Origin of the sequence: Acinetobacter sp. C13 (genome assembly GCF_016809775.1) — a bacterium.
GTDB lineage: Bacteria > Pseudomonadota > Gammaproteobacteria > Pseudomonadales > Moraxellaceae > Acinetobacter > Acinetobacter pittii.
Window position 1 is genome coordinate 56,488 of the sequence record NZ_JAFBJL010000008.1, and the last position, 16,851, is coordinate 73,338.

The window sequence follows — 16,851 nt, forward strand, 5'->3', positions numbered from 1 at the left end:
CCAGACTCTAGCGCTTTTAGTGCTTGTTCAATGAATTAGAGTGCGATGTTTGGAAAAGAAGAGTAGATCAGTCTTTAAACAGAGGTTGTTTAAATATTAATTATTGAAAAAACAAAGCGCTGCAATCAGAGCAGCGCTTTTTAAAAGAGATAGATGATTAATCATTCACCAGCTTAAAGGATGTTATTTATCCAGACGTTTAATTAATTCATCCGGTGTTAGGTATCCACCTAAGTACTCGCCATCAACATTGTAAATAGCTGGTGTTCCATTTACACCCATGTTTAAGCCAAGTTGATATTGTTCTCGAACAGGGCTTTTGCATTGAGCAGATGGGATATTAATACCTTGTACTGCTTGATTAAATGCAGCTTTACGGTCTGCACTACACCATACAGCTTCCATGGTCGGCATAAATTGTTCACCGCGTGGCCAAGCGATATAACGTACCTCAATACCTTTTTCATTAATTTCAGGTAAATGCTCATGTAATTTATGGCAATAAGGACAGCTTGCATCGGTAAACACATAAATCACATGTTTAGCCTTACCACCTTTAGCTGGGTAGACAATCAAATCTTCATTTTTTAAAGCAGCAAGATGCTTCTTGTTTTCTGAAGCTTGAAGATTATCGCCAATATTATGCAGTTCTTTACCGCCTAAACGAATGACATCACCTTGAATCAGGTATTTGCCATCACTGGTTGTATAAATCGACGTCATTCCTTCGAGATTTACCCAATATAAGTTAGGCACTTCAGTAGGCTTGATATCTAGAATTTTGGCGTTGATGTTTGCATTCTTAAATTGTTTTTGCAAAGTTTCAATTAAACGTTGTTTAGCATTGCGTTCAATGATGGTTGAAGCTTCCCCAGTAGCAGGTGCGGTCGCAGTGAGCGCATCTTCTTTTTGTGGTTTGTTTTCTTTAGAACAAGCACTGAATAACAGGCTAGAAGCCAACGCACAGGCAAGAAAAAGTTGAGATCGGGTAAAAGACATAGATAACCCTTATTTCATCAGTATTTATAGTCAGAAGCTGCTAAGCATAACAAAAAATCTAGTTTGTATTGTTAAAACTTTCTTAACCTTTGTGAACGAAATCAATTGATTGTTGGGTGTATTTCAAATAATAAGTTTTAAATTTTTTAACCTCTAGGATGATGTTTTTCATGCAATTGTTGCATTCTTACTTGTGCTACATGTGTATAAATTTGAGTAGTTGATAGGTCACTATGGCCCAGTAACATTTGTACTACGCGTAAATCGGCGCCGTGATTAAGCAGGTGTGTTGCAAAGGCGTGACGTAAGGTGTGAGGTGAGAGTTCAGCTTGAATATTGGCTTGAAGTGCGTAACGCTTAATGGCATACCAGAAGTTCTGACGGCTCATAATCCCGCCATGCTGAGTTAAAAAGAGGTAGTCGGTTGAACTTTTATAAAGTTGAGGTCGAGCATCCTGTAAGTAGCGTTCTACCCATTCACAAGCAAATTGGCCTAGCGGGACCAAACGCTCTTTATTACCTTTACCAGTAATTCTTAAATAGCCTTGTTTTAAGTTAATAAGTTCTAGGCGTAAGTTCAGCAGTTCTGAAACACGTAAACCACATGCGTAAAGGACTTCAAACATGGCCCGATCACGTAAACCAAGTGCTGTATTAATGTCGGGAGCCTGAATCAGTGCTTCGACATCTTCTTCTGATAGATCTTTGGGTAAGGCTCTGCCAATTTTTGGAGAATGATGGGTTGCTACAGGATTATCGCTTCGTAATTTCTGTTCACGTAAAAATTTGTAAAACTGGCGTAGGGCAGATAAGCAGCGGGCAATCGAGCGCGGGCTTTTTCCAACTTTAGTCAACTCAATCAAAACATCAGCGATATCATCACTTGTCCACTCTGGAAGAAGTGATTTTTTATGAAGTTCGCTGCATTGAATAAGGTCGGATAAATAAGCATTACGTGTATGTGGACTTACCGTCTGAGCAACGAGATAGTCACGAAAACCTTGTAAAAAGCTCAAATGTTCAGGAATTTGAACAGGGCTTGGAATACGCGGTTTTTTATTCAACATACACTACATCCTCTAAACCTCTGTACTTTAAAAGAAACTTTAAGGTTTGTCGATTAAACTGAATAAGAAGTGAAATTTAACCTTATTTGGTAATTATTCTCATTTATATGTATACTATTAAAAAAGGTTTAGGATCGGATGCGGTGCGTTTATCAGCTTTAAAAGTGAAGCAAGCGGCGACCATCACCAAAGTGAATCGGATAGAACTAGAGTCCGAGCAGCAAGATTTGGTCGCAATTCGTTTGGAAAGTCTGGGCTTTGTACCGGGCACACGAGTGGAAGTGATTACCAAAGGTGTTTTTGGTGGTGATCCGATCTTGATCCAAATAGGCTTTACTCGTTTCGCTTTACGTAAAGCAGAAGCGGAAAAAATTGAAATTCAAGTAGAAGAAGGAGTACCCGCATGAGTGATGCGTTACGTATTGCCCTTGTGGGAAACCCTAACTGTGGTAAAACCTCTCTTTTTAACCATTTAACTGGAACTCGACAAAAAGTTGCAAACTATGCAGGCGTAACGGTCGAGCGTAAGGTTGGTCATTTTCAGTTGCCTTCAGGTCGAGCTGTGCGTGTACTCGATTTACCGGGTACATATAGTCTTAATGCAACCAGTCCTGATGAAGTGATTACCCGTGATGTTTGCTTGGGTAAAATTGCAGAAGAGGGGCAGCAAGATGCCTTTTTATGTGTGGTTGATGCAACTAACTTAAAATTGCATTTAGGGCTAGTGCTCGAAATGATCGAGCTAGGTCGTCCGATTTTACTTGTACTGAATATGATGGATGAAGCGCGTCGTCGTGGTATCCAAATTAATACTCAAAAGCTGTCCCAGCGTTTGGGCGTACCCGTTGTTGAAACAGTTGCTGTCCGTAATGCGGGTATTGAAAATTTATTACACGCTCTTGATCAAGAAAAATACAGTGTGCCACAAACCGAACTGAGTGGTTTAACTGGGACTCATCATCAGAAAATCGATATGATTTTTAAAGATGTTGTTCATTATGTTGATCAGGGTGATAAGCGGACTGATTTTCTAGATCGGATTTTCTTACATCCAGTTTTAGGTTTACTTAGCCTTGCCATCATGATGTTTATTGTGTTCCAAGCAGTTTTTGCATGGGCAGCTCCTTTTATGGACGGTATTGAGGGCTTCTTCGGCTGGCTGGGTGAAGTAATAGGAAGTGTGATTACGCAGCCACTACTGCATAGTCTGGTTGTCGACGGAATTATTGCGGGTGCAGGTGGCGTAGTTGTGTTCTTGCCACAAATTTTGATCTTGTTCTTCTTCATTTTGGTATTAGAAGAATCGGGCTATTTACCGCGTGCAGCATTCTTGCTTGATAAATTAATGTTCCAAGCTGGATTAAGTGGTCGTGCTTTCATTCCTTTACTTTCGAGCTTTGCTTGTGCAGTACCGGGAATTATGGCAACGCGTAGTATTAGTGACCCTCGTGATCGTTTTACGACCATTATGGTTGCACCTTTAATGACCTGTTCGGCACGCTTGCCTGTATATGCCTTGCTGATTGCTGCCTTTATTCCAGAGAAAATGGTCTGGGGTATTTTCAACTTACAAGGTTTAGTGCTTTTCGGTCTGTATATGGCTGGTATTGTGAGTGCGCTTTGTGTTTCATTTTTAATGAAGTTTTTGCAAAAAGATAAATCACAGCATGCTTTACTGCTAGAGCTGCCAAGTTATCGTTTCCCTGATTTAAAAAGTGTGGGAATCGGTTTATTGGATCGTGCAAAGATCTTCTTGAAACGCGTCGGCGGAATCATTTTTGCGCTCTCTATTTTGCTCTGGTTCTTGTGTACTTTCCCGCAGCCACCAGAAGGGGCGACATTACCTGCCATAGATTATAGTTTTGCAGGGATGCTTGGGCATCTTATCCAGCCTTTATTTGCTCCAGTTGGTTTTAACTGGCAAATCTGTATCGCTTTAATTCCAGCTATGGCTGCTCGTGAAGTGGTAGTCGCGGCATTAGGTACAGTTTATGCCTTATCTGCAACAGATGATGATGCTGTGGCACAAGGTTTGTCACATCTGATTAGTGCAGACGGAACAGGTTGGTCTTTGGCAACAGGTTTATCACTTTTAGTGTGGTTCATTTATGCTCCACATTGTTTGGCAACACTGGCAACGGTACGTCGCGAAACAGGTTCATGGAAACATGTGGCAGCTATGACTGCATATCTGTTTGGTTTAGCTTATTTTGCATCGTTTGTTACCTATCAAATTGCTTCCCACTATTGGGGCTAAGGCAATAAAGGAGGTTGTATATGGTTCAATATCTGATTATTGCGGTTTTAGTGATTTGGAGTGCTGTAGTTGTTTTTAAGAAAGTATTTCCGAAAACAGCAAATTTAGTCTTTTCTTCACTCTCTGCATTTTGCGAAAAGCAGGGTTGGGCAACTTTGGCAAAGTGGCTTAAACCGAAAATGACCTTTGGTTGTGCTGGCGGTTGTGGTTGTTCAAGCGAAGATAAACCTACGAATACAGTTCAAGAAATTAAGCCGATTAAATGGCAGTAGATTCAGTATTTCTTGTTTCGTTTAAAAAGCCATCATATTGATGGCTTTTTTACGCACTGACACAAAAAAAGATGAATAAAGTTCAAACTGAAAAAGCATTCAAAACAGCAAAGTGCTAACATTTTTGCCATTCTGTCGATTGATAAATTGTGGGGCAAAAATGTTAATACAACGTGGTGGGTTAAAAGTTGTAGCAGGCTTGGGAATATCAGGCGTTTCTGCTGTAAATTTCTTGCATGAACAAGGCTACCAAGTTGCAGTAACAGACTCTCGTCCCACGCCACCAGGGTATGATCAGATTCCGGCAGGAGTAAAGACAAGTTTCGGTCAACTTGACCAAGAATTATTATTACAAGCAGAAGAAATTATTTTAAGTCCAGGCCTTGCACCACAATTACCGGAAATTCAGGCAGCTATTGCTAAGGGTATTTCTGTGGTAGGGGATATTCAATTATTACGCCGTGCAACCGATGTGCCTATTGTGGCTATTACTGGCTCTAATGCGAAAAGTACAGTAACGACTTTAATTGGCTTAATGGCTAAAGATGCGGGTAAGAAAGTTGCTGTAGGTGGCAATCTTGGACGCCCAGCTCTAGATTTATTAAAAGATCAACCTGAGTTAATTGTACTTGAGCTATCAAGTTTTCAGCTAGAAACCACGTCTCACTTAAATGCTGAAGTTGCTGTGGTTCTCAATATGAGTGAAGATCACTTAGATCGTCACGGCAATATGTTGGGTTACCATCAAGCAAAACACCGTATTTTCCAAGGCGTTAAAAAAGTAGTATTTAACCGTGATGATGCTTTAAGTCGTCCTCTTGTTCCAGATACCACGCCAATGCAAAGCTTTGGTTTAAATGCACCAGATTTAAATCAATATGGTGTTTTAAGAGATGGTGATGGCACGCTTTGGCTTGCGCGTGGTTTACAGCGTTTAATTAAAAGCTCAGATTTATATATTCAAGGCATGCACAATGTAGCAAATGCTTTAGCTTGTCTCGCATTAGGTGAGGCAATAGGCCTGCCTATGGAATCTATGCTTGAAACCTTAAAACAATTTAAAGGCTTAGAGCATCGCTGTGAATATGTAAAGACTGTGCATGATGTACGTTATTACAATGACTCTAAAGGCACTAACGTTGGCGCTACGCTTGCAGCGATTGATGGTTTAGGCGCTGCCATTGAAGTGAAAAAAGGTAAGGTTGCCTTGATTTTAGGTGGGCAAGGTAAAGGTCAGGATTTTGGCCCATTACGTTCTTCTATCGAAAAATATGCCAAAGTTGTGGTATTGATTGGTGAGGATGCTCCGGTTATTGAACAAGCAATTCAAGGTGCAACCAAAATTTTACATGCAGCAACGCTTAAAGAAGCTGTAGAGCTGTCTCAACGTGAAACACAGGCCGAAGATGTGGTGTTGTTATCACCAGCATGTGCAAGTTTTGATATGTTTAAAAGTTATAATGACCGTGGTCAGCAGTTTGTTGCCTGCGTCAATTCGTTGGTTTAAAGAAAACATGATTAGGAATGTAGTATGGCAGGCTTAGCTCAGACCACAATCCAGAAAATCAATCATTGGTATGAACGGATATTGCCTAAATGGCCAGCGGAAGTGACGCCACGTAATGTCCTGATTTTCTGTGTCGTTGCATTATTGTGTATCGGTTCCGTGATGGTTGCATCTGCTTCGATGCCCTATGCTGAATATATGCATGAAAACCCGTTTCACTATGTGATTCGTCATGGTATTTCGATTGTCGCTGCGGGTGTGGTGGCTTATTTGACCTATCGAATATCACTAAATACGTGGTTTAAAAATACCTTCCCGCTGTGGTTATTAACTATGGTTCTGTTGCTTGCTGCTTTGGTGGTGGGTTCGGAAGTCAACGGTTCTACACGTTGGATTAAGATCGGTGGTTTTACCTTGCAGCCAACCGAGGTTGCCAAAGTCATGATGGCAATCTTTACCGCAGACTACGTTGTACGCCGTGCCAAAGAAGTTCGTACTCATTGGAAAGGCTTATTGCGTTTAAGTGGGGTTATGGCAATCACGGTTGGTTTAATTATTGCTGAGCCTGACTTGGGAGCAACTGTCGTTATTGTCATGATGATGGTTGGGGTGTTCTTTTTAGCGGGTGCGCCGCCAACTCAGTTCTTAATCATGCTTGGCGCGATTGTCACGGGTATCGTGTTTTTGATCTTATTTGAACCCTACCGTTTCCAGCGTTTAATTTCGTTTACTGATCCATGGGCAGACCCGTTGGGTGTGGGTTATCAGTTATCAAATGCATTAATGGCTTTTGGCCGTGGTGAATGGTTTGGTACAGGCTTAGGGCACAGTGTACAAAAACTATCTTATTTACCTGAAGCGCATACTGACTTTATGTTGGCAGTGCTAGGTGAAGAGTTTGGTTTTGTGGGTATTTCGATTGTTATTGGCTTGTCTTTCTTGATGCTTGCATGTTGTATCAAAATTGGTCACCGTGCTTTGAAACATCATTACCTTCGTGCTGGCTATTTAGCTTACGGCATTAGTATTATTTTCTTGCTCCAGATTTTGGTAAATGCGGGCATGAATATGGGTTTAATGCCGACTAAAGGTTTGACTTTGCCATTCATTAGTTATGGTGGTACGTCTTTAATGATGTGTGCTGCGATGATTAGCTTAATCTTAAAGATTGATGCATCAACACAAGAAGTCAACCCAGAACGAGAAGAGTCGAACTTCTAATTGAGTATTTAGAAGTTTAAAAAGCCCGATTTGATATCGGGCTTTTTTATTATTTATAGATATGTTCCGCTGAGCTCTTGCCCATGGGGAATCAAATCAACATTCCACTGTGCTACAGCTTGTTTGAGCATCAGTCTAGGTTGATCTAAATCAACGTTAGGTTGTCCCAAGACCAGTATCGCTTTTTGAAGTAATTCAGGCGCTTTTGATAAATCGAGTGCTTGAGCTAGATTTTGTTTAGAGAGCTTTTGTCCTTGGTCATTCATGGCAAGGGGAAGGTGCATATAGCTTAGTTGAGGATAACCTAGAAGCTGGCTTAACCAGATCTGACGTTCAGTGTTATCTAATAAGTCTGCACCTCGAACGACATGGGTAATACCTTGTAGATAATCATCCACGACGACCGCAAGTTGATAGTTAATAATCCCATCACGGCGCTTAAGAACAAAATCTCCAAGATCGTGTTGTAGATTAGAGCAATGACGTCCTTGCAATCGGTCATCAAAACAGATCTGCTGATCTTGAACTTTTACCCGAATCGCTTGACCTTGAAAATCAAGATTGAGATCGCGGCAAGTACCTGCATAGATTGCATTTGAACCAAGCATTTTGCGGGTACATTGACATGCATAGATAAGACCTTCTTTTTTGAGGTGGTCTAATACGCTTTCATAAATGTCTAAACGATTTTTTTGAAAGATGATCTCTGCATCAGGTTCGAACTGGAAGGCTTCAAGTGATGTGAGAATATGCTCTTCACTGCCGGGATAAATACGAGGAATATCTGTATCTTCGACACGAACGAGCCATTTGCCTTGATGGGCTTTTGCATCGCAATAGCTGGCAACAGCAGTAATGAGTGATCCAAAATGCAAAGGGCCGGTTGGCGATGGCGCAAACCGACCTGAGTATGAAAAGCTAGGCTTTTCTTGAGTAGCTACAGCGGTCATATTAACCGTTATTTTGCTTCTCTTTAATTTCTGCCAAAGTTTTGCAGTCAATACATAACGTTGCAGTTGGACGCGCTTCTAAACGACGTAAGCCGATTTCAATACCACAAGTTTCACAGAAACCGTAGTCTTCATTCTTAATAGCTTCCATAGATTGTTCGATTTTACGAATTAACTTACGTTCACGGTCACGTGTACGTAATTCAATTGCAAATTCTTCTTCTTGGGTCGCACGGTCGTTTACATCTGGCAGTGCAGTTGATTCGTCTTGCATCGTATTTAAAGTACGATCAACTTCAGACATTAATTCAGCTTTCCATGCTTGCAGAATTTGTCGGAAATGCTCGAGCTGTCCTTCAGACATGTACTCTTCATTTTTCTTAGGTTGATAAGGTGCAATACCAAATAAACTTGCAGTTGTGCCTATGTCAGAAGTTTTAGGTTTCACTTTACGTGCACGTTTTGCAGAAGCTTTGTCACCTTCCACTACAACTTCTGTATGTTCATCCAAAACTTGGTTGTGGTTGTCATTCGCCATAATAGGGCATTCCTCATCATACACGTATTATCTATACGCAAAAAATATGGTGATATGCAAGTGTTTTTATAGAAAACCATCGATGGGATTTTCCCATCGGGTCGTCATCATATAGATTTTTCCTGCAAGATGATAGTCATTCCGCCCCGTAAATATTTTCAAAACGTGTTTGCCCCAGTCATAATTATATATAAGCATATAAGAAATAGGGCTAATAGCCTGAAATATCAGTGTTTATATGGCCTTGAAAATTTTCAAGACGGAAGACTTCTGTTTCAAAACTACCATCGTTTTTTAGACGAATGTAACGGTAGCCGGGAGCATTTTGATCGAGTGCAAAATCATTACTAAAGGGTTTAAACTGAACACTTGTCGAAGGTGTAGAGAAAAATTCGACCCCTTGCCAAATGTTGATGGAGTCTTGATGAACATGCCCGCAGACCAAAGCTTTTACATTTTTAAACGGCGTTAATGCTGTAAGCAAAGCATTAGAATTTTGTAACTTGTGATGATCAATCCATTTTGACTTCATGGCAAAAGGATGGTGATGACAAGCCAGCAAAATCGGATTGTCTGCATACTCTTCAAGTAAAACCGTTAAGCTGTCTAGCTGTTCTGCTGATAGATGCCCATCAATATGACCTTTTACTGCACTATTTAATAAAATAACCCGCCAGTTCCCTAAGCAAATGACCACAGGTTCCTGATGATTCTCTTTATGCAATGGAAAATGGTCAACATTGTCATGATTACCTAAGGTCTGAAAAAAGGGCAGCCCTAAGGTTTGCATATATTGAATATAACGTTTGTAGGTAATAGGCGTTGGTGCCTGAGCTAGGTCCCCAGTATGGATAATTGCATCAATTTCAGGATGTTTATTAAGTATCTGTTGCATAATGGCATGAAAGCTTTCTTCAGGATTCATACCCACAAATTCTAAATGCGGATACTCCAATAGGTGGGTATCGGTAATTTGTATAATGACATGGTCTTTTTGTGAAAGTGTTGAGACTTGAAAAGTCACCGTCCTACCTCTTCGGGTTTATTATCGTTTTGCTGTGTTGGGCCAGCCATTGTAATGCCATAATGACAGGAGCATTTCTTAAACGTCCGCTGTCGAGTAGAGTCTGGATTTCACTATAATTAAATAAGTGTAATTGAATATTTTCACCCTCATCATCTACTCCAAATACACCCCCTTCAGCGGGTAATTCAGTTTCAGCAACATAGAGATGAAATAACTCTGAGCAAGCACCAGCTGACGGGTAAAAGCTAAATAGATGCTCTAAATTTTGAACTTCGCAACCTGATTCTTCAAGGCTCTCTCGTCGAATACAACTTTCTGGTGATTCATCACCATCTAGCACGCCTGCAATTATTTCTAACTGCCACGGTGATTGAGCATCATCTAAAGCCCCAACACGGAACTGTTCAATCAGAGCAAACTGTTGTTTTTGATCGTTGTAGAGTAGTACGCCAGCTGCTTCAGGCCGATGAACGAGTTCACGCTGCAATACATGAGTATATTCAGATTGATTAAATAGACGATGTCGAAGGCTGACTTTTTCAACTTGAATAAAACCACGGAATAGAGATTCACGTGATGTTACTTCGACATCTTTAGATGTATAACTTGGACGTTCAACAATACTCATGATTCGATCAGGACGAAATCTATTTATTTCATCCTAACCGAGAATCAGGGCTAGGCAAGTGTTTTTTTTGAATATTTACACTTTATGATACAGTTTTTGACCTTGCTCCTGATAAACCTCTTTCATCGCTTTGAGGCCTTCTTCAACCTCTGAATCGTTATTGGTGAGGTTGTTGGCATAGTCGCGTACATTCTGAGTGATTTTCATTGAACAGAATTTTGGACCACACATTGAGCAGAAGTGTGCAGATTTATGAGCCTCTTTTGGTAAGGTTTCATCGTGCATACTACGTGCTGTATCAGGGTCTAGACTTAGGTTGAACTGATCATCCCAACGGAACTCAAAACGTGCTTTTGATAAGGCATTATCACGTACCTGTGCACCCGGATGTCCTTTGGCAAGATCGGCGGCATGTGCTGCAAGCTTGTAGGTAATAATCCCGTCTTTAACATCTTTTTTGTTTGGTAGACCCAAATGCTCTTTCGGTGTGACATAGCAAAGCATTGCTGTGCCGTACCAACCAATCATGGCTGCACCAATTGCAGAGGTAATGTGATCATAACCCGGTGCGATATCTGTTGTTAATGGTCCAAGCGTATAGAATGGTGCTTCTTTACACACTTCTAGCTGAAGGTCCATATTTTCTTTAATCATGTGCATTGGTACGTGACCAGGGCCTTCAATCATGACTTGAACATCGTGTTCCCATGCACGGTGAGTCAGTTCACCTAATGTTTTGAGTTCGCTGAACTGTGCTTCGTCATTTGCATCTTGGATACAGCCAGGACGTAAGCCATCACCTAAGCTAAACGAAACGTCATAAGCCTTCATGATTTCACAGATTTCATCGAAATGTGTGTATAAGAAGTTTTCTTCATGATGTGCTAGACACCACTGCGCCATGATTGAACCACCACGAGATACAATACCTGTTAAACGGTTTGCTGTAAGTGGTACATAGCGAAGTAATACACCTGCGTGAATTGTGAAGTAGTCAACACCTTGCTCGGCTTGTTCAATTAGTGTGTCTTTGAAGATTTCCCAAGTTAAGTCCTCTGCAACGCCATCAACTTTTTCAAGTGCTTGATAGATTGGCACGGTGCCGATTGGAACAGGTGAGTTACGAATAATCCATTCACGTGTTTCATGGATATTTTTACCTGTCGACAAGTCCATAATGGTGTCGGCACCCCAACGCGTTGCCCAAGTCATTTTTGCAACTTCTTCGTCAATTGAAGAACCAAGTGCTGAGTTACCAATATTGGCATTAATTTTAACCAAGAAGTTACGACCAATAATCATTGGTTCAAGTTCTGGGTGGTTAATGTTTGCAGGAATGATCGCACGACCTTCAGCAACTTCTTGGCGAACAAATTCAGGTGTAATTTCTTTTAAGTTTTTTGCACCGAAATTCTGACCAGCATGTTGACGCATATCAACGCCTTCACGCTGGCGTTGATTTTCACGAATTGCAATATATTCCATTTCAGGTGTGATAATACCTTGCTTGGCATAGTGCATTTGAGTGACATTTTTGCCTGCTTTGGCACGGCGTGGATTTTGAATGTGCGCAAAACGAATATCAGCGGTACGAATGTCTTTTAAACGTTCTTGACCAAACTTTGAAGTTAAACCAGAAAGTACGTCAGTATCGTTACGCTCTTCAATCCAGTTTTGGCGAACTGAAGGTAAACCTTTGTCTAAATCAATTTGAACATTTGGGTCGGTATAAACACCTGAAGTGTCATATACCATAACAGGAGGGTTATGTTCACCGCCAAGACCAGTAGGGGTGTCGGTTAAAGAAATTTCTCGCATTGGAACCTGAATGTCAGGGCGAGAACCCTCAATATAAACTTTTTTAGAAGCGGGTAAGATGCGGGTTAAATCTTTTGCATCTTGTTCATGTTGTGCTGAAATTTCAGCAGAAGAGAGATTCGTTAACTGGTTCATCACATGATCCTTATGAATAACATCAACGAATCAAGCACGACCAAAAACGATGGCGGATTTATCTTTATTAGATAAATTTAAGGCTTTAAGTTTTCAGATGGCTTGATTCCTACGCAGGTCTTAACCTGATCAGGTTCAACGGTACTTGTGATCAAACTTGTGTTGCGATAACACAGAATTTACACAATCTCAGCGAGCTATTACTCGCGCTCCGTCAAGCGATTTACAGACTAACATGTTTTAGGTTGGCTGGCATTGTCAATTTGTATCTATACAAACTGCATCCATATGGCAGTCACGATAGACTTCCGTGTTCCATGGCGAATCAAATTTTAATAGCTGCTCAAGCTGTTCATGAGTAATCTGATAATTTGATTTTTTATCACCATTTTTATCAGTTAAATCTATTTTAAATTGCTTATTACGCTCCTCTACAGGAGTGGCAATAAACTTAAGAAACAGTTGAGCGGATTTCGCTAAACTCGACTGATTTTGTGTAGACAAAAACTGAATTTGTTGAAGAGCATCTTTATCAAACCACGTATTCGGTGCATATTCATCTGACACTGGCGTGTTATCTAAACCAAAGAAAATAAAATAGCGATATTCATTAAATAGTCGTTTTGCATCACTAATAAAGTGACTTTTTGGATATTTCTGAATAAATTTTTCCCAAAAAAGTGCTCGTTCAGTAAGTTCTTTCCATGAAACGGCCAACGCACCATCGTTATAGAAAATATCCTGATTATCTTTGGCCATACGAGTTAAGAACTCTTTTTGGTCTGCTGGTAAGGACGTAGAAAAAACCTCAACTAAATAGTTTGGCTGACGTCGATAGGTAAACATACCCTCACCTTGATAGAGAAGTTCAATGTAGGCTTGGCCTTCATGTTGAAGTAAATATTGATCACGCGGGCTAAGTTGGTCGAAGAGTTTTTTCTGGGTTTGGATGACCTTTTTAAGGTCTTGTTTCTGTTCTAAAACGGCATAGCCAAATGCTTCAAAAGCTCTCCCTGTTTTTTCAGTGTAGTCTTGTTTAAGAAAACGTTGATACATCGCAGTTGAAGCATCAATAAGCTTAAGCTGCTCATCATTTTTTAAAGAGGGAACACAGCTTTTAAGCTTTTCATTAATTTGATTTAAATCTTCTATTTTGCTGTTTTGGTTGATTTTCTGCGTAGCAGCCATAATTTGTAAGCAACGGCTGTCTTGTTTTTGAGTAGCCTTTTGTTCAGTTGGTTTTTGCTCTTTAGATACAGCCTGATCTTGCTGTGATGTTTTATTACATCCAGCCAAAAGTAGTGCACTGCACATACTCATCATTAGAACTTTTTTCATCATTGTACTTTTATAGAAATTAATATTGCTCAAATTATAACGCTTAAAAAGGTTGCATCATTGTTAGAAAACTTTATTATTAGGTAGGTCGGTCTACTTAAGTAAAAGTTATGAATGATAAAACAGCAAGACAGAAAATTCTCGATGCAGCAGCAACCTTGTTTTATAACGATGGCATTACTGCAACAGGAATCAATTCAGTTACGGCTAAAGCCGATGTCGCTAAGATGTCGCTTTATAATAATTTTTCTTCAAAAGGCGATCTTGTTGATGCCTATATTGCTGCACGCCATCAAGAGTGGCTCGATCTCTATCAAAAGCGTTTAGTAAAAACAAACACAGCTAAAGAAGCCATTTTGGCTGTGTTTGATGCCTATCAGGACCATGCAGAATTTGCCTACGAAAAAGGGTTTCGAGGCTGTGGGTTATTGAATGCTGCCGCAGAGTTTCCAGCGAATAGTGCAGGGCGTAGTTCGGTAAGACAGCATAAAGAAGAAGTGGAAGGTATTGTTGCTGAGCATTTAAAAAAATTAATACCAGACTCACAGCGCGTTAACTATGTGGCCACGCAGCTTTCTTTTCTTTTAGAGGGTTCTATGGCACGAGCAGGCTTAGAAGGAAACAGTCGTCAACTTCTATTAGCAAAACAAATGGCAGAAGATATTTTAAATAGAGAATGCCTACATGATTAGCCTCATTAAAAATAGTAGCTATGGGGGCACAATTGCGATTTTGGTTGCTTCTGTTTTGTGGGGAACAACAGGTACGGCGGCAGCATTTGCACCGACACTTGGCCCACTCGCTATTGGTGCCGTAGCGATGGGCGGTGGAGGACTTTTACAAGCTTTGGTTGCATCACGAGCAATACGCGAAAACCGTCAGTTTATAAGGGAAAATCTTTCAATACTGCTTTTAGGGGTAGCGGCGGTTGGTATTTATCCTTTAGCTTTTTATTCCTCAATGCATTATGCGGGCATTACGATTGGCACCGTTGTTTCAATTGGTACCGCTCCATTAATAGCAGCAATTTTAGAGCGATTTTTTGACCGCAAAGCTTTATCGGCTATCTGGTTTCTAAGTTTTGTGTGCGGTGTGCTTGGGGTAAGTATGTTATCGATGGGGGAAAGTCATGCGATCCAAGAGAGTACAAATCAGTGGAATAAATACTTCGGTATTTTTCTTGGGCTGGTCGCTGCTACAACTTATTCGCTTTATTCATGGGCCGCAAAAAGATTAATAGATCGGGGTGTTGCTGCTAAAGCTGCAATGGGTATGATTATGGGCGGTGGAGCGGTTATTTTACTGCCTACTTTGTTGATTACAGGTGGAGGGTTATTGCATAGCTCAACCAATCTACTTGTGGCTGGCTATATGATGCTGATTCCTATGTTTTTGGGTTATTTACTTTTTGGATTTGGTCTAAAAACAGTAAATACCAGCAAAGCGACAACCTTAACTTTATTTGAACCTTTAGTGGCTGCGATTTTTGCGATTGTTTTGGTTGGCGAGCATGTTTCATGGCTGGGTTGGATAGGCATGTTTTTGATTTTTATTTGTATTTTAATCTTGTCAAAAACTAAGAACGCTTAAAAAACTAAAACTTTTAATGGCTTGAGTTTGATTTGAATTTTTCTTAGTCTTAAAGGCAAGTTTTATCGTTGATTTGAACAATGAAAATAAAATTAATGGTCGCTGTTGGTCTTTGGAGTTTTGCATCTTCGAGTTTTGCTCTAGATTTGGTTGAAGCTTATGAGCGCGCAAAACAAAATGACCCGACGTGGCAAGCCAATCAACAACAATATGAGGCAGATCAACTGAACTTAGGCTTAGCAACAGGGGCATTATTACCCACTGTCACATTGTCTGGAAATATTACGCGTAATCGACAAACTGTAAAACGTTCAAATTTTCCGGGTGTTGACCAAGAAGGTCTGTCAGATGCTTTGGTGAGTAATACGTCGACGACCCGACAAGCGACTTTAACAGCACGCCAGCCTCTATTTCGTATGGATGCTTGGGAAGGTTATAAGCAAGTTAAAACTTCGGTTGCCTTAAGTGAAATTACCTTAAGGCTGCAAAAACAAGATCATGTTTTAAATGTGGCAGAAGCCTATTTTAATGTGTTGCGTCAGCAGGCACTGAGTGTTGCATACTTACAAGAAGAAAAAGCTTTGCTTGAACAGCTCAATATGATGAATGCCAAACTCAAAGAAGGGTTGGTGGCACGTAGTGATGTAAGTGAAGCAAATGCTCAATATCAAAATGCCAGAGCCAATCGTATTTCAACCAATGTTCAATTACTTTTAGCCCAAGAGCAGCTTTCTGAATATATTGGTTCTTATCAAGATAAACTCGCTGTACTGCGCAGTGATTTTAATTTTCAAAAGCCTTATCCAGCAGAACTTAATGACTGGCTTTCTTTGGCGCAGCAAAAAAACTTAAAGATCCAGCAAGCCCGTTTACAGCAAAAATATAGTGAAGATCAGCGCCGTGTCGAAAAGGCTGCGCTTTATCCTCAAATAGATGCTGTGGCAAGCTATGGCTATACCAAACAAACACCAGAGACGCTCATTTCGACTGACGGAAAATTTGATCAGGTTGGGGTAGAAATGAACTGGAATCTATTTAATGGTGGACGGACCCGAACATCAATTAAAAAAGCGACTGTAGAAGCCAGTAAAGCGCAGGCACAACTTGATGCAGCCATTCGCCGTGCCAATGTCGATGTGAAAAGTGCCTTTATGCAGGTAGACACGGATCAAGCCAAACTTGAAGCAAGAAAGGCTGCAATGGATTCCTCTTCTTTAGTTTCTCAAGCTTCAAAAGCGAGTTATAACGAAGGCTTAAAAAGTATGGTTGATGTTTTATTGGCGCAGCGTAATGCTTTTTCTGCAAAACAGGATTATCTTAATGCTCAGTATGACTATTTATTGAATGTGCTTCGTTTAAAAGCTGCGGTAGGCCAGTTAGGTGAAAAAGATCTGGTTGAGCTTAATAGCTGGTTAACATATCAGTAATTAAATGCTTTTATCTGAAATTTAATTTTGTCATAAAAACTTAATGATTGCTGTGTTTTAATGCTCAATCATTTTAT

At 40.4% G+C, this 16,851-nt stretch carries 16 protein-coding genes and 1 riboswitch; of the genes, 8 read left to right on the plus strand and 8 right to left on the minus strand.

The annotated features are described in order from the left end of the window. Nucleotides 1-183: 183 nt before the first annotated feature. Nucleotides 184-999 carry a DsbC family protein gene (locus JGE69_RS17290; protein WP_039763866.1) on the minus strand — a complete coding sequence of 272 codons (816 nt, stop codon included), beginning with the start codon at nt 997-999 and terminating at the stop codon, nt 184-186. A 146-nt stretch (nt 1,000-1,145) separates the two neighbouring features. After that, nucleotides 1,146-2,066: a site-specific tyrosine recombinase XerD gene (gene xerD, locus JGE69_RS17295; protein ID WP_199114167.1), complete on the minus strand. Its 921-nt coding sequence runs from the start codon at nt 2,064-2,066 to the stop codon at nt 1,146-1,148. A 143-nt stretch (nt 2,067-2,209) separates the two neighbouring features. On the opposite strand from xerD, the gene JGE69_RS17300 reads away from it, so the two are divergent. The 5 genes from JGE69_RS17300 to ftsW all read left to right on the plus strand — a co-directional run bounded on the left by JGE69_RS17300 (nt 2,210) and on the right by ftsW (nt 7,323). Next, nucleotides 2,210-2,473 (plus strand): FeoA family protein, encoded by a 264-nt coding sequence (locus tag JGE69_RS17300; protein WP_081032098.1) that lies wholly within the window; start codon nt 2,210-2,212, stop codon nt 2,471-2,473. Continuing rightward, nucleotides 2,470-4,323 carry a ferrous iron transporter B gene (feoB, locus tag JGE69_RS17305; protein WP_046812224.1) on the plus strand — a complete coding sequence of 618 codons (1,854 nt, stop codon included), beginning with the start codon at nt 2,470-2,472 and terminating at the stop codon, nt 4,321-4,323. Before JGE69_RS17300 ends, feoB begins: the two co-directional genes overlap by 4 nt. Before the next feature lie 20 nt (nt 4,324-4,343). After that, the gene (locus JGE69_RS17310; protein ID WP_005804073.1) at nt 4,344-4,595 is read left to right on the plus strand and encodes a DUF6587 family protein; all 252 of its coding nucleotides are present in this window, start codon (nt 4,344-4,346) and stop codon (nt 4,593-4,595) included. 160 nt (nt 4,596-4,755) lie between these two features. Beyond that, on the plus strand, nt 4,756-6,102 hold the full coding sequence (gene murD / locus JGE69_RS17315) for a UDP-N-acetylmuramoyl-L-alanine--D-glutamate ligase (protein ID WP_199114165.1): 1,347 nt from the start codon (nt 4,756-4,758) through the stop codon (nt 6,100-6,102). A gap of 24 nt (nt 6,103-6,126) precedes the next feature. Continuing rightward, nucleotides 6,127-7,323 (plus strand): putative lipid II flippase FtsW, encoded by a 1,197-nt coding sequence (gene ftsW, locus JGE69_RS17320; protein WP_005079447.1) that lies wholly within the window; start codon nt 6,127-6,129, stop codon nt 7,321-7,323. Between the two features lie 53 nt (nt 7,324-7,376). On the opposite strand, the gene gluQRS is transcribed toward ftsW, so the two are convergent. From gluQRS to JGE69_RS17350, 6 genes are all read right to left on the minus strand, one after another. Beyond that, nucleotides 7,377-8,273: a tRNA glutamyl-Q(34) synthetase GluQRS gene (gluQRS, locus tag JGE69_RS17325; protein ID WP_199114164.1), complete on the minus strand. Its 897-nt coding sequence runs from the start codon at nt 8,271-8,273 to the stop codon at nt 7,377-7,379. Between the two features lies 1 nt (nt 8,274). Continuing rightward, nucleotides 8,275-8,811 carry an RNA polymerase-binding protein DksA gene (gene dksA, locus JGE69_RS17330; protein ID WP_002121205.1) on the minus strand — a complete coding sequence of 179 codons (537 nt, stop codon included), beginning with the start codon at nt 8,809-8,811 and terminating at the stop codon, nt 8,275-8,277. Between the two features lie 211 nt (nt 8,812-9,022). Next, on the minus strand, nt 9,023-9,835 hold the full coding sequence (cpdA, locus tag JGE69_RS17335; RefSeq protein WP_199114163.1) for a 3',5'-cyclic-AMP phosphodiesterase: 813 nt from the start codon (nt 9,833-9,835) through the stop codon (nt 9,023-9,025). A 4-nt stretch (nt 9,836-9,839) separates the two neighbouring features. After that, the gene (locus JGE69_RS17340; protein WP_170249499.1) at nt 9,840-10,466 is read right to left on the minus strand and encodes an NUDIX domain-containing protein; all 627 of its coding nucleotides are present in this window, start codon (nt 10,464-10,466) and stop codon (nt 9,840-9,842) included. Between the two features lie 75 nt (nt 10,467-10,541). Continuing rightward, nucleotides 10,542-12,419 (minus strand): phosphomethylpyrimidine synthase ThiC, encoded by a 1,878-nt coding sequence (thiC, locus tag JGE69_RS17345; RefSeq protein ID WP_002121180.1) that lies wholly within the window; start codon nt 12,417-12,419, stop codon nt 10,542-10,544. Between the two features lie 89 nt (nt 12,420-12,508). Further along, nucleotides 12,509-12,643: riboswitch (TPP riboswitch) on the minus strand. Between the two features lie 34 nt (nt 12,644-12,677). Then, complete coding sequence (locus JGE69_RS17350; protein WP_199114162.1) at nt 12,678-13,760, minus strand: hypothetical protein; 1,083 nt, start codon at nt 13,758-13,760, stop codon at nt 12,678-12,680. A gap of 107 nt (nt 13,761-13,867) precedes the next feature. On the opposite strand from JGE69_RS17350, the gene JGE69_RS17355 reads away from it, so the two are divergent. The 3 genes from JGE69_RS17355 (at nt 13,868) to JGE69_RS17370 (ending at nt 16,774) form a co-directional block, all read left to right on the plus strand. After that, nucleotides 13,868-14,449, plus strand: a complete 582-nt coding sequence (locus tag JGE69_RS17355) for a TetR/AcrR family transcriptional regulator (protein ID WP_199114161.1) — start codon at nt 13,868-13,870, stop codon at nt 14,447-14,449. Then, nucleotides 14,442-15,347 carry a DMT family transporter gene (locus JGE69_RS17360; protein WP_199114160.1) on the plus strand — a complete coding sequence of 302 codons (906 nt, stop codon included), beginning with the start codon at nt 14,442-14,444 and terminating at the stop codon, nt 15,345-15,347. The genes JGE69_RS17355 and JGE69_RS17360 overlap by 8 nt, the downstream gene beginning before the upstream one ends. A gap of 95 nt (nt 15,348-15,442) precedes the next feature. Continuing rightward, nucleotides 15,443-16,774: a TolC family outer membrane protein gene (locus JGE69_RS17370; protein WP_002121145.1), complete on the plus strand. Its 1,332-nt coding sequence runs from the start codon at nt 15,443-15,445 to the stop codon at nt 16,772-16,774. Nucleotides 16,775-16,851 lie beyond the last annotated feature (77 nt).